At 40.1% G+C, this 14,208-nt stretch carries 13 protein-coding genes; 7 read left to right on the forward strand and 6 right to left on the reverse strand.

Translation table 11 applies throughout. From position 1 onward, the window contains the following. Positions 1-9: 9 nt before the first annotated feature. On the reverse strand, positions 10-612 hold the full coding sequence (locus L0657_RS11885; protein ID WP_235151016.1) for a molybdenum cofactor guanylyltransferase: 603 nt from the start codon (positions 610-612) through the stop codon (positions 10-12). 230 nt (positions 613-842) lie between these two features. Here L0657_RS11885 and L0657_RS11890 point away from each other — a divergent pair, with 230 nt between their 5' ends. From L0657_RS11890 to mnmA, 4 genes are all read left to right on the forward strand, one after another. Then, positions 843-1,244: a heme-binding protein gene (locus tag L0657_RS11890; protein ID WP_235151017.1), complete on the forward strand. Its 402-nt coding sequence runs from the start codon at positions 843-845 to the stop codon at positions 1,242-1,244. Between the two features lie 31 nt (positions 1,245-1,275). Continuing rightward, entirely contained in the window at positions 1,276-2,466 is a 1,191-nt protein-coding gene (fdhA, locus tag L0657_RS11895) for a formaldehyde dehydrogenase, glutathione-independent (RefSeq protein WP_235151018.1), read from the forward strand. Between the two features lie 100 nt (positions 2,467-2,566). After that, the gene (locus L0657_RS11900) at positions 2,567-3,610 is read left to right on the forward strand and encodes a hypothetical protein (RefSeq protein ID WP_235151019.1); all 1,044 of its coding nucleotides are present in this window, start codon (positions 2,567-2,569) and stop codon (positions 3,608-3,610) included. Positions 3,611-3,887: 277 nt separating this feature from the next. Further along, the gene (gene mnmA, locus L0657_RS11905) at positions 3,888-5,006 is read left to right on the forward strand and encodes a tRNA 2-thiouridine(34) synthase MnmA (protein ID WP_235151020.1); all 1,119 of its coding nucleotides are present in this window, start codon (positions 3,888-3,890) and stop codon (positions 5,004-5,006) included. Positions 5,007-5,114: 108 nt separating this feature from the next. On the opposite strand, the gene rlmB is transcribed toward mnmA, so the two are convergent. From rlmB to L0657_RS11925, 4 genes are all read right to left on the reverse strand, one after another. Further along, positions 5,115-5,897 (reverse strand): 23S rRNA (guanosine(2251)-2'-O)-methyltransferase RlmB, encoded by a 783-nt coding sequence (rlmB, locus tag L0657_RS11910; protein WP_235151021.1) that lies wholly within the window; start codon positions 5,895-5,897, stop codon positions 5,115-5,117. Then, positions 5,873-7,084, reverse strand: a complete 1,212-nt coding sequence (locus tag L0657_RS11915; RefSeq protein WP_235151022.1) for a GWxTD domain-containing protein — start codon at positions 7,082-7,084, stop codon at positions 5,873-5,875. Before L0657_RS11915 ends, rlmB begins: the two co-directional genes overlap by 25 nt. A gap of 150 nt (positions 7,085-7,234) precedes the next feature. Further along, positions 7,235-8,125: an SDR family oxidoreductase gene (locus tag L0657_RS11920; protein WP_235151023.1), complete on the reverse strand. Its 891-nt coding sequence runs from the start codon at positions 8,123-8,125 to the stop codon at positions 7,235-7,237. 517 nt (positions 8,126-8,642) lie between these two features. After that, positions 8,643-9,563, reverse strand: a complete 921-nt coding sequence (locus tag L0657_RS11925; protein WP_235151024.1) for an aspartate carbamoyltransferase catalytic subunit — start codon at positions 9,561-9,563, stop codon at positions 8,643-8,645. Between the two features lie 533 nt (positions 9,564-10,096). Here L0657_RS11925 and L0657_RS11930 point away from each other — a divergent pair. After that, on the forward strand, positions 10,097-11,821 hold the full coding sequence (locus L0657_RS11930; protein WP_235151025.1) for a T9SS type A sorting domain-containing protein: 1,725 nt from the start codon (positions 10,097-10,099) through the stop codon (positions 11,819-11,821). Positions 11,822-11,969: 148 nt separating this feature from the next. Beyond that, the gene (locus tag L0657_RS11935) at positions 11,970-12,416 is read left to right on the forward strand and encodes a transcription elongation factor (RefSeq protein ID WP_235151026.1); all 447 of its coding nucleotides are present in this window, start codon (positions 11,970-11,972) and stop codon (positions 12,414-12,416) included. Between the two features lie 87 nt (positions 12,417-12,503). Here the strand turns inward: L0657_RS11935 and L0657_RS11940 are convergent, their stop codons facing one another. Then, positions 12,504-13,220 (reverse strand): YebC/PmpR family DNA-binding transcriptional regulator, encoded by a 717-nt coding sequence (locus L0657_RS11940; protein WP_235151027.1) that lies wholly within the window; start codon positions 13,218-13,220, stop codon positions 12,504-12,506. Positions 13,221-13,469: 249 nt separating this feature from the next. On the opposite strand from L0657_RS11940, the gene L0657_RS11945 reads away from it, so the two are divergent. After that, positions 13,470-13,940: a GNAT family N-acetyltransferase gene (locus L0657_RS11945; RefSeq protein WP_235151028.1), complete on the forward strand. Its 471-nt coding sequence runs from the start codon at positions 13,470-13,472 to the stop codon at positions 13,938-13,940. Positions 13,941-14,208: the final 268 nt, after the last annotated feature.

Genomic DNA, 14,208 nt, shown 5'->3' on the forward strand with positions numbered 1-14,208 from the left:
CGAATTCTCTTATAAATTAATTTTTAGTGCTATTTTTTCTTTTGCTGCATGAAAATCCTCAGGTGTATCAATACTGATCATGCGTTTTGGTCTGACAGGATTATACTTTTCAGCGCCGTTTTCTTTTAAAAAATGTTGCAGCGAATATTGATTGCTTGTATACATACGCTGAATTTCATTTCCGGATCTTTCTGAATAATAGGCCAGCAATGGTTCGTAAATATCGTTTTCTTCATTATAAAAAGCAGAAGCGATTTGCTCGCGATCCAACACTTTCTCGAATTCTTTCAAATCCTTCGTCGTAATAAATGGATAATCGCAACCGACAACCAAAAAGTCTTTATCCGGATAGGTTGAAAAAGCTGTCAACAGCGCAGCCATCGGTCCGACATCTCCCAGATCGGGCAGATCTGCCATGATCTGATAAGGCGCAATGATACCCGTTGCTTGTTCGCGGTTGCAAGAGATAAAAACTTTGTCGCAAACCCATTCCAACATTTCATAAACATAATAACGCTGGGGCTTACCATGGTAATTGATCAGGCTTTTGTCAGTTCCCATGCGCTTGCTTTTACCACCGCATACGACAAGTCCATACAGTTCCTTCTTCATGTTTCATTCAATTGTTTACAGGAGTGAAAGTGCTACAAATTGAAAAGTTACCTCTTTTGCAGATTATTATATAGTTAACAGATAACCCCATACTAACGATATGCCACAGGTATGACTTTTTAAGACAATTTAGTTTTAATTATATTTTATAAACAGATAATTCAAAATTAATCTGAAAGTGATTCGTTGAGTTTAATAATTATTAGATAACTTTATAAATAATGGAGATTATGAACATTACACTCGAACAGGCAGAAATGGCCATCCAGGCTGCGAAAACAAAAGCGAAGGAAATTGATACGTTAATGAATATCGCTGTGGTAGATGCAGGAGCGAATCTGATTGCGTTTATGCATATGGATGACGCCTGGCTTGGATCCATTGACATAGCGCAGAAGAAAGCAAAAACAGCAAGATTTTTTAATATGGATTCGGGCGAGATCGGGAAATTATCTCAACCAGGTAGTCCTTTATATAACATTGAACATTCCAACAGCGGATTAATCACTTTTCCGGGCGGCGTTTGTATAAAAGACAGTAGTGGCAAAATCATTGGTGCGATCGGTGTTTCAGGTAGTACTGTTGAAAATGATCACACTGTTGCCCAAAGCGGTGCGGATGCGGTAAAATAAAATAAATTCTTAAACCCTTAAACCGATTCTTATGTGTCAAAATCATGGAGTGGCTTACGTGAAACCGGGCGAAGTGGAAGTTCAGGAAATTGAATATCCGAAACTTGCTATCGGCGACAGGAAATGTGAACATGGGGTAATTCTTAAAATTGTTTCAACCAATATTTGCGGCAGCGATCAACATATGGTCCGCGGACGAACGACCGCTCCGGCAGGTTTGGTACTGGGACACGAAATAACAGGTATTGTACTTGAAGCAGGTCGCGATGTTGAATTTATTAAAGTTGGCGATCTGGTTTCAGTGCCATTTAATATCGCTTGCGGCAGATGCCGAAATTGTAAGGTAGGTCAAACCGGTATTTGCCTTAACGTAAATCCCGCGCGTCCTGGCGCTGCTTATGGTTATGTGGATATGGGTGGCTGGGTCGGCGGACAAGCCGAATACGTGATGGTGCCTTATGCAGATTTTAATTTGTTGAAATTTCCGGATAAGGATCAGGGAATGGCTTATATAAAGGATTTGACGTTGCTGTCGGATATTTTTCCAACCGGATTTCACGGTGCTGTGACTGCGGGTGTTGGTCCGGGCTCGATCGTTTATGTCGCAGGCGCAGGTCCCGTTGGATTGGCTTGTGCGGCTTCTTGTCATTTGCTTGGCGCGGCCGTCGTTATTGTGGGTGATATGATTCAGGAAAGACTGGATCAGGCTAAAAGTTTTGGATGCGAGATTATTGATCTCTCAAAAGATACGCCACTGGAACAAGCGATTGAGGCAATCGTTGGTGTGCCCGAAGTGGATTGTTTCGTCGATTGTGTAGGTTTTGAAGCCAAAGGTCATGGATCTCATGCTTCCGAAGAACTGCCAGCAACCGTTTTGAACACTGCAATGGCTATTACAAGAGCGGGAGGCGCAATCGGCATTCCGGGTTTGTACGTGACGGGCGATCCAGGTGCAAAAGATAAGGCAGCGCAGGAAGGTAGTTTGAGTATCCGTATCGGTTTGGGCTGGGCAAAATCGCATTCATTTTATACAGGCCAATGTCCGGTTATGAAATATCACAGACAGCTCATGAATGCTATTTTGTTTGATAAAATAAAAATTGCAAAAGCGGTCAATGTGGAAGTGATCAGTTTACAGGACGCGCCGAGAGGTTATCGTGATTTTGATAAAGGCGCGGCGAAGAAATTTGTGATCGATCCGCATGGTATGATTATGAATTAATATTTGTTTAGACAACCAAACAAGAAAAGCTTCCCGAGAGGAAGCTTTTCTTGTTTAAGCTTTATTCCAAAATGCAGTCGATATTTTCTAAATTGCACTTATGGAAAAGAGTGATGTAAAGATTTCTAGGAAAAAGCCGATTTATCCGGTCAGTGTTGAGTTACGGAAATATTTGCGATCATATCAACGCGAAGCCCGGCTTCCTGTTGGTTATAACGACCTGATGAATTTTTACGAATCTTTCCCTGTGATAGATAAAAATGGAAAAGATACACTTTGGCAAAGTCCGCTTTATCCGCCGCATGATATCGAAAGATTGCATAATGGTTTGAAACGAGCTTATGCCATGTTAAAAGCTTCCGGGAATCTTAGGATTGTTGAGCATAAATATATTGATAAAATCGAATATTGTACGTTCGGAAATTCGAACCCTTTTCGTATCAAGATCGTCAACAGACTGAATGATATTTACGATTATTTTTATGTAAAACGGGCCGATGCTTCCAGAATTTACGGGCTCGAACTGGAAGAAATTTTTTCTCCAAACCAGGTCAATTACTTGGTCGACGGAAACTCGTTGATTGAAGAGCATATTGCAGGAATACCTGGTGATGTTTTTTTGAAAATGCGCCTGGATCACACCGATTATAATCCAAAACGTATTGCCAAAGAGTTCGTTAAATTTAATGAACGTTGTATGATTACGCTTTTGGGCGACATGAGGGCGTATAATTTCGTTATGCAGATTACGCCGGATTTCGACGATTTTCAATTTCGGCTGAGAGCAATTGATTTTGACCAGCAGTTTTATGAAGGAAATCTGAAAGTTTATATGCCTCAATATTTCAAGGAAAATCTTCCTTACGTAAAACTGGCAATGGAACATTTGACTGACAAAACCGTTCTTCAATATCAACAGGAAGAACAATCTTCCATCGTTCACCAGGTAAGAAGTGAGCGCCACCGGCTTGCTGCCTTACGCGATGTTTCAAAAAAAGATAATATTTCTACATCCGATAAAATCCTCGAATTACGTGCAGGACTTGCTCAATACCACAATAATTCAGATTATTATAAATGTTTGACAATGACTGATATTATTGAGCTGAATGTTAAAAATGTAATCAGGCAAGTACGGTTGTAATGATTAATTGTTAAGGGTTAAATTTTAATGGTTAATTGTTAAGGGTTAATTGTTAATAGTGGATAATTGAAGTTTGTGTCCCAAAATACATTTGTGGTTTTCATGATTGCATCCGTGATGTAGAATAAGTCTTAGCTTAGATCCATTCCAAATCAAACGCATTAACCCTTAACCATTAAAATCACTATCTTTGCGGAACCAATCAGATAATTTTTTCTGTTTGGATTTTTCAAACTAATCAAAATCGGAAGGCGTTCAACCTTCGCAGATTCCCGCAATGAGTAAACACGGACGAATTTTGGTCGCCATGAGTGGCGGTATCGACAGCTCGCTTGCAGCTGTTATGTTACATGAGCAAGGCTACGAGGTCATAGGTATGACCATGAAAACCTGGGATTATGCCAGTAGCGGTGGCTCAAAAAAAGAAACCGGCTGCTGTTCTCTTGACTCTATCAATGACGCGAGAAGTATAGCCGTCGAACTTGGTTTTCCCCATTATATATTGGATATCCGTGAGGAATTCGGCGATTATGTGATCGACCATTTTACGGGAGAATATCTGGAAGGGCGCACGCCAAATCCTTGCGTTTTATGCAATACCCACATAAAATGGGATGCACTTCTGAAACGTGCCGACCGACTGGATTGTGAGTTTATTGCAACTGGGCATTATGCAAATATGCAGTTTAACGATGGCCGTCATTATGTTTCAAAAGGAATTGACAGCTGGAAAGATCAGAGTTATGTGCTTTGGGGTGTGTCTCAGGAAAGTCTGAGCCGTACAAAATTGCCGTTGGGCTATCTTCATAAATCAGAAATTCGTGAAATGGCGCGTGAGCGTAACTTTATTGATTTGGTCAATAAAGCAGAAAGTTATGAGATTTGTTTCGTTCCAGATAATGATTATCGAGGGTTTTTAAAACGCAGAATTCCAGGTTTGGAAGCGGAAGTGGCAGGAGGAAATTTTGTCTACGAAGATGGAACAGTTGTAGGAAAACATGAGGGATACCCTTTTTATACTGTTGGTCAACGCAAAGGTTTAGGTATTGCGTTGGGCAGGCCTGTTTTTGTTACCGAAGTACGGAAGGATACGAATGAAGTTGTTCTTGGAGATTTGCCTGATCTGTTCCGTGATGGAATGTATGTTAGTAAATTGAACTGGCAAAAATATGATGGCCTTAATAAGCCGTTAGAGACTGTAACGAAAGTACGCTACAAACACGATGGAACGCCGGCATTGTTAATTCCCGATGAACCGGGAAAAATCAAAGTTCATTTCCACGATGGCGTCAATGGCATCGCGCCGGGACAAGCTGCCGTTTTTTACGAAGGTGATGACGTTGTAGGTGGTGGCTGGATTATGAAAAACTTCCGTCAGGATAAGGAAATATTTTAAAATAACTTTGGCTTGCAGTGAGCCGGAGAGTTATTAAAAAGCAAAATGAGTCAATTTTAAAAAGTTGACTCATTTTGCTTTTTTAATCCAAAAATCCTATAATCGGGATCAAGAAACTTTCGCTACAACACGTTGTCTCACAGCTTCATATAAAATAACTGAGCTCGCTACGGAAACATTTAACGATTCAACTTGTCCGTTCAAAGGAATTTTGGCACCACTATCCGCCAAAAGAAGAAATTCTTTCGAAATACCATCTTCTTCTGAACCCATAATGATCACCGTAGGGATAGAAAAATCAATATCGTAAAGTGATTTGTCTGTTTTTTCAGTACTTGCTATAATTTGTAATCCACTGTTGCGCAGATATAATAACGTTTCATACAAATTTGGTTCACGGCACACGGGAAGAAAGTTCAACGCACCTGATGAAGTTTTCATCGCATCTGCATTGATTTGTGCTCCACCTTTTGTCGGAACAATCAATGCCTGAACGCCTGCACATTCAGCCGTACGCGCAATAGCTCCGAAATTTCGAACATCCGTTACGCGGTCTAATAATAACAAAAGAGGCGTTTTTCCTTCTTCGTATACTTGCGTCAGCACATTATGCAAAGGCATATACTGAATTGGGGATACAAAGGCGATCACACCCTGGTGATTTTTTCTGGTAACTCTGTTTAGTTTTTCTACCGGCACACGCTGATAAGGAATTCCAAGCTCCTTAGCGGTCTTTTCAATTTCATTAAGACCTAATTCTCTTTGAATAAATAAACGTTCGATCTCTTTGCCTGAACGAAGTGTTTCCAGTACAGATTGTGTACCAAAAACCATGTCGGCTTGTGACGGACGAGGGGCGGGCTTTCTTAGCGTATAGTTCCGTTTCTCCATGCTTCTACAATAGGGTACCAAATTGGCTGATATTCGGCATAGCGAACGAGCTCATAATGGTCATCTACGAATTGATTTGTTCTGCGATTAAAAGTAAAATTAACATTCTGTGCATTAGCACGTTGATCATAAGTCCATACTTCCCGGTCTTTGCTTCTCTGCACTTTATCCGGTGGGCCAAGGACAATAAAGATCATTCCTTTATCAGTTTTCCAGCCTTCTTTGTAGCTGGTAAATAATTGATTTGCCTCTTCAACCCGATTATAGAATGACCGGATGGACTGCTGAGCCAGGGGCGCATTTCCGTTCATCAGCGTCAGCCAGTATTTGTCGAGGGATTTTTTAAATTCTTCTGTTTTTTTGATTTCGTTGATTTCAGTATTTGTGCTCATGTAAACCAACGGTTCGAGCAACAATTCCGGTTTTGTCAGCTTTGGAAATCTTTCATTCACAACTAACAATCCCAATCCCTCTGACTGCGTAGTATCTGCAAAAATATTGTATAAGCCTTCTTTTGTAAATTGAATCTTCTCATTCGTATTGATAGTAAAAGTGCTATCAATAGTCAATGATTTAGAAATTCCACTTTTAGGAGCCGTGTTCATCGGAGAACTTGCCGGTTCAAAACTGTGTCCATAATAAAATACGTGGAGCGTTCCTGGTTCTTGCGTTAGTCGCTTAACTGTAAAAGGCGTATTTGTGTTGATATAGTGTCTTTGTAAAGGCTCAGCACTTGCATCCGTATAAATTCCGTACAATTCACTGGCAGATTGTTTTTTAAACCGAATGGTCAGGTCATTCAAAACTTTTTTCAGCGTTCCTGTCTGACTGATTTCACTTAACAACACGCCCGTTTCTTTATTCGGACTTTTAATGTCAAAACCGATGACTATTTTGTCTCCTAGTTTTGTCACATTTGTTGAATCAAGTTTGATATTGCCATAACCCAGACGCTCTCTCGTTCCATAATCCGAATAAATAACATAATTCAGGTTATAAAGCCGGATGAAATCACTGGCAGCTATGGAACTCTTGCCTTTCAGGGCATCTACGTATAAGAAAACACGTGTTTGCGTTGTGTCCTTAATCAAATACTTACTTTGGATAGCTACAAGAGACAATTCTTCAGGTGCAGAAATTGTTTCCGGGTTCGACATACGAACTTCCGCCTCAGGGATTTTTTTCATTGTTTTATTGGAGGACGAACATCCCACAACGAACAATGCTGACAGCAGAGAAAGGTAAATTCTAAAAGTTGTTTTCATATACCAGATATCTTCATTTGTCAAATAACGAACGAAGCACCAAATTTACCCAATAAAAATGGAAGAAAATTATTATTCTGATTTCTTGGGAGTGTTATTGGCACTTTTTATTTGATTTTCAATCGCGTCCCACTGCTCCTCGCTCACTTCTTTGAGGAAATTGAATTGTCCGCCAGACAAAACTTCGCCTCCGTCAAGCGTGATTACTTCACCAGTGATATAGGATGAAAAATCAGAAACTAGGTAAGCTGCAAGATTGGCAAGTTCCTGATGATCACCAACCCTTTGCAAAGGAATTCTATTTTCAAAAGAAAATTTTTTCGATAATTCTTCAGGAAAAAGACGGTCCCAGGCTCCCTTGGTAGGAAAAGGGCCCGGAGCAATGGCGTTCAATCTGATTCCGTGATTTGCCCACTCAAAAGCCAGTGATTTTGTCATAGCCAAAACGCCAGCTTTCGCCATGGCGGAAGGGACGACCCAACCTGAACCTGTCCAGGCATACGTTGTAGATATATTTAAGACCGTTCCTTTTATATTATTATCAATCCAATATTTGCCCAAAGCCAGCGTGAAATAATAGGTTCCGCGTAAAACAATATCAACAACCGTGTCTACTGCTTTATATGAGAGCCTTTCGGTCGGGCTGATAAAATTCCCTGCGGAATTATTGACCAGTACATCAACTTGTCCGAAACGTTCAATGGATTTGGCGATAACGTTTTCAATTTCCTCAGTTTTGCGAACGTCACAAGCAACGGGCAGAATTTTACCACCGGTTGAATCTTCCAGTTCTTTGGATGTAGCTTCCAGAACTTCCAGGCGACGGCTGCAAATAACGACGTTGGCTCCCAATTTAAGGAAATATGTAGCCATCGATTTTCCCAAACCTGTCCCGCCACCGGTAACGATTATCGTTTTGTTATCAAGCGAACCTTCACGAAGCATTCCTTCTTTATATGACATTAGTGTGAGTTTAAGTTAGTTGATTATTAATCTGATGACCAGGGTGTTTGAAAGAAAATAAAAAATTATTTTTAATATGTTGATGAAGTGTAATGGTATGCATGCATACCATTACAAATATATTATTTACTTTTAGTATATAAACTATTTCATGAAAATTTTTATTAAAAATAGAATTTTATCGATGATTCTTTTGTGCGAAGTTTGAAGGTATTTTGACTAAGATTGCGAATTGAAGAAATGAGAAATTCAGGCGCAAAGTGAAATGTTTTCTAAAAACGATCAGAATATTATAATGTAATCCTGATGCAATACTCCTGGCCACGTTACTAATCCCCGGATTCAAGATAAAGAAATACTAGAATCCGTTGCGTGAGAAGAAACTTAAAATTATTGCGGTGCGCTGCACCTTGGATTGGAGGTGCAGCGCACCGCAATATTTTTAGCAAAAAAGTTCTGGTTTTGACTCTCGGGTCTGGTGCAGAGCACCCTGATAATTGTAGCACAATCATGCGCCCTACTGTTGAGCCAGCAAATACAAGGCAGCCATTCTCACCGCCACGCCATTTTCTACCTGATTTAAAATAATGGAATGAGATGAATCCGCAGCATCTGAGGAAAGTTCGACTCCGCGATTTATTGGTCCTGGATGCATTAGTATAATTTCTTTATCCAATTCGTCAAGCATTGCTTTTGTTATACCAAAATAAAGCGAATATTCTCTAAGCGAAGGGAAGTACTTTATTTGCTGTCTTTCAAGCTGGATTCGAAGGACATTGGCAACATCACACCATTGAAGTGCTTCTTTAACATCATGTCCGATTTTCACGCCAAGGTCTGCAAGATATTTTGGAATAAGGGTAGAAGGGCCGCAAACCATCACCTCTGCACCAAGTTTTTGAAGACAAAATATGTTAGATAATGCTACACGTGAGTGAAGGATGTCACCAATAATTGCTATTTTCTTGCCTGCCAGATCTCCCAGTTTTTCTTTCATTGAAAATGCATCCAACAAAGCTTGCGTCGGATGTTCGTGCGTTCCATCACCTGCGTTAATCACATTGGCGGGGATTCTGCTCGAAAGATAATGTGGCGCTCCCGGGCTGCTATGCCGCATAACGATCATATCCACTTTCATTGCCAGAATGTTATTTACTGTATCCAGCAAAGTTTCACCCTTTTTAACAGAACTGCCGGAAGCGGAAAAATTAACAACGTCTGCCGACAATCTTTTTTCTGCGAGCTCGAATGAGAGTCTTGTACGGGTTGAGTTTTCGAAAAAAACATTCGCTATTGTAATATCGCGAAGCGAAGGGACTTTCTTGATGGGTCGGTTTATTACTTCCTTAAATTGGGTTGCAGTATCTAAAATTGTATGAATGTCATTCTCGTTCAGGTTTTTAATTCCAAGTAAGTGCCGAACCGAAAGTTTTGTCATTGCGTCAGTATAAGAAAGTTTTGCAAAGATAATAAGGAAGAGCCCAACCGCAAATTTGAATTTGGAGAAAACTTTGATTCTGGCTTTTTCAGAAATATCGCTGACCTATTTAAAAACGTCGTAACAAGCCTTTTTTTTTAAATAATCTTATTTAATTGTAGAATAATTTTGATATTTGAAATAAAAGAATTAAATAGTTCTCTGGTAATTTGTTTAGAATAAATTCTATTGTTAGTTTTGATTCTGTAAATGGGTTACAACACATTTATTTCGCATACCTCCTCTTAATTATCATCAAGGAAATTTGTTAGGTCCATTTCCAGACGGGAAGGACATAAGTTTTAATTCGACTATCGCCGAATGGGTTTGATGATATTTTCCCTGTTTCTAGTTCCTGACGATACTTAATCCTATCGGGTACTTCATGTCAAATTTTTTAACTGATGATTTTCATTCAGTGGAATGTTCTTGTGCCCAACTCACCACAAAAAATTGTATCTGTCGATGGGTTTCCATCATAATAACCACTAATTATGAAATTAAAACTTTACACGCCGGCTTTCTTTCTGATGCTTTTCGCATCATCAGTTTTTGGCCAACCACTAAAAGTTGTTTTTCCGGTATCCCGGATTGTCTTGCAGAGAGACAATGTTAATAACGAGGCAAAAGTAAATATAACAGGTAACGTCACTCCTTCGGTTACACGTGTCGAGGCGCAATTGAAAACCCGGCCGGGAGAAGGTGGGTCAGCAGTTGGCTGGACTACGATCAGTAACAATCCTAGTGGAGGGTCTTTTCGGGGAAGCTTAACCGGAAAGGGTGGTCGATATGATTTAGAAGTTCGGGCAATGAATGGAAATTCTCAGGTTGGGAACACCGTTGTTGTTGAAAAAGTCGGCGTTGGCGAAGTATTTTTTATTGTTGGTCACTCTAATGCAGCTGGCGGTTCAAGTCCGAGCCTTGGAGCTTCCAGCGATATGGTTAGTTCAATTGACCCAATGCAAAACAATCCCGGACAATATGATCAGTATTTCAATACCGGTAATCCGGATTTGTTGCCACCTCTGAAATTCACTCAGCTATGCGGGAGTTGCGGTATGGCGCCAGGGATAAAAGATATTTCGTGGTTTTGGGGAAGAGTAGGAGATAACCTCGTAAGAAGTCTGAATGTTCCAGTGCTTTTTTATAGTGCGGCTTTCGGAGGAACAAATATGGAGCAAACTTACATGGCCGCTTATGATATTCCGTTCACCCATTCCTTTGTAAATTATAATATCCGGATGCCTTATGTTAATATCAGAAATGGCTTGCAAAAATATGTGCCGCAGACCGGCCTTCGTGCAGTTTTGTCAGGACATGGTGTAAACGACAGATTTGTGACTAATGCCGAATCTAGTTTCCGTAACAATACTATTAATGTGATTAAAAAAACCCGTGCAGAATCCGGATATAGTGATTTACCATGGATGGTTGCCATTTCAGGTTGGGCAGACGGTAGAATTGATTATCTCGAAAATGCACAGAGATCAATTATTTTAAGTACAGCGGAAGTATGGCAGGGCGCCAATTTGAATAATGTAGGAAACTGGGGAAGAAATGATGACAAAGTGCATTTTAACACAGTCGGACAAGGAGCTGCTGCAGAGGAGTGGTCAAATGCTATTTTGGCGAATAACTTTCTTTCGAATAGCAAACCGTTGCAGGCAAAAACTCCTGACCTTCCGACCCCGCTTCCTGTAACGCTTGTCAAGTTCCAGGGAAAATCAATAGAGGGCGGGAAAAACCTGCTGGAATGGGCTACTACTTCTGAAACGAACAATGACCACTTTGAGATCGAGCGGAGTCAGGATGCTGTCGATTTTGAAACAATAGGGATAAGGGCCGGTGAAGGCACAACAAAAAGTTTGATTGAGTATAGTTTTACTGATGAAAAACCGTTTGACGACATCGTATATTACCGCTTAAAACAAGTTGATATTGATGGCACAACGGCTTTTTCAAGAATAATTGCGATCATGAAAGCCGAGCAGAAAAATTCGGATTATATTTATCCAAACCCAACCGGAAGTACTGTTGAAGTTGCCGCGGAAGGTTCATCCGTTTCTGAGGTTACCATTTTTGATGGAACAGGACAAGTTGTTCTATCAGAAAAATCTCCTAAGCAAATTGACGTATCAGGATTAACGAAAGGCAATTATATCTTGCAGGCAAAAACGCAAAGTGGGCGTACGATCCGTAAAAAGATGGTGAAGTTATAATCTCAGGAAAATTTTAAAAGTCGTGTTACCGGATCAATTTATTGATTTAGTAACACGATTTTTGTTTTGAACGCAATACAAATAAAATCCTGATGTTCTGACTAAATTGTTTAATTATGCAAAAAGAGAGAATTAAGATTAAGAATAAATGAACAAACAGGAATTAGTCGAGTATATGAAGGGGCTTCTGGACGAGCGGATGCAGGTTGCATGGGAGGCTATGGAAGCTGCACAGGATTCGGCAAATGATCAGAGCAAAAGTTCGGCAGGAGATAAATATGAAACGGCAAGATCTATGGGGCAGCTCGACCGTAACATGCATGCGCGACAATATGAGCAGGTCAGGCAGGAAAGGGTAATATTGGAACGAATCAGCGACGCAGAACAATTGTCACGTGGAGCCGTGGGAGCACTAATGGAAACGACTGCCGGATGGTTTTTTATTTCCGTAAGCCTGGGTGCTGTGAAGTTTAATAATCAAACCGTATTGGCAATATCATCATCGTCTCCGGTTGGTTTGTCGTTTTTGGGAAAAGAGGCGGGAGACGTATTTCAGTTCTTGAACAAACCGCATAAGATCATCGCGATTTATTGATCAGCTGTTGGCTATCAGCTGTCAGTTTTCAGACATAAATAGTTTTTGTCGAATACTGAAAGCCGACAGCCGACTGCCGATAGCTCTTTAACCCATATTGTGATAAACACGCTGAACGTCGTCGTCGTCTTCGATTTTTTCAATTAACTTTTCAACTTCGGCAATCTCTTCCTCTGTCAATTTTTTTGTATCACTCGGAATACGTTCAAAATCAGCTTCAACTATTTCAAAGCCATTTTCTTCAAGGTAATGCTGCAAAGCCCCGAATGAGGTGAATTCCCCGTAGATATTGATCTGGTTTGTCTCTTCATCCAGGAAAACTTCTTCTCCACCAACATCGATCAATTCGAATTCCAGTTCTTCCATATCACGCGTGCCGTCATTTTTAACTTTGAAAATACATTTTCTATCAAAAATGAAATCAAGCATACCCATTGTTCCCAAACTTCCGCCAAGTTTATTAAAATAACTGCGGACGTTTGCAACTGTACGAACGGGATTGTCAGTGGTACTTTCAACAAGAATAGCGACGCCATATGGCCCGTATCCTTCGTAAACAATTTCTTTGTAATCTTCCTGATCTTTTGAAGTTGCACGCTTGATGGCACGTTCAACCGTTTCTTTCGGCATGTTTGCAGCTCTTGCATTTTGAAGCAAAACTCTGAGACGTGCGTTGGTAGCAGGATCAGCTGTTCCGCTTTTTACGGCCAGAACGATATCTTTTCCAATCCGGGTAAATGTTTTGGCCATTTTATCCCAACGCTTAAACATCCGCGCTTTTCTATATTCATAGGCTCTTCCCATGCGTATTCTTACTTAGGTTTTAATAGTTTTTAAATAAAAAAAAGCTGTCGCCTTTATATTGCCGGTCTGGTTACTGATAATGGTTTAAGTAGCTAAACAAAATCTGCTTTTTAAATCGCAGTTTGTCAGCTACTTAGATTCTTACATATCAATTAGGCAAAAAGTTGCAGCTGTAAATAATTTGTAAATTTACAAAAGACTGGTAAACTCAGGCAAAAATAAGAACCTTTCAATCTCTTTTACTTAAAAATGAATCTAAAATTGCAATGGAGCCTTAAAAGCTTTGATGAACTGACAAATTACGAACTATACGAATTACTGCGATTGAGAAATGAGGTTTTTGTAATTGAGCAGAAATGCGTTTTCCTGGATCAAGATAACAAGGATCAGAAATGTCACCATTTGTTGGGAATAGATAACGGAAGTTTGATGGCCTACACACGTATTGTTCCTCCCGGATTGTCCTATGAATATCCATCCATCGGAAGAGTTGTCGTGTCTCCGGCCGGACGTGGAAAATCTTATGGTAATGAGTTGATGCGTATGTCAATTCAATTTCTGGAAGATTTATATGGCCTATCTGCGATCAGAATAGGAGCTCAGCTTTATTTGAGAGCGTTTTACGAGTCATTTGGATTTGAGCAAAGCAGTGAGATATACGACGAAGACGGCATCGATCACATCGAAATGACACGCTTGCCGGCCTCTGGGGAATTATAGGGTATATTTACATTCAATATGTAGAATTATTCATCAAAGCAACCGCCATTGGTGCTATTTCAAATAAAAAGTTAAATCGCTTTTTTGGTCTTAAAGTCAAGATCTGCCTTACGGAATGCCCGAATTCAATTAGTTTCAGGATATTTCTGCAAAAAATATTCTTAACGGTTTTATGGACGCGCTATTGGCACGAATATTTAACAATTAGAAGTCAGTCAAGCAAACTACTGCCTGTAATTGACGCCTGTCAATATAACACGGTAGTTTT

This window comes from Dyadobacter sp. CY345 (assembly GCF_021502725.1).
In the GTDB taxonomy this organism is placed as follows: Bacteria; Bacteroidota; Bacteroidia; order Cytophagales; family Spirosomataceae; genus Dyadobacter.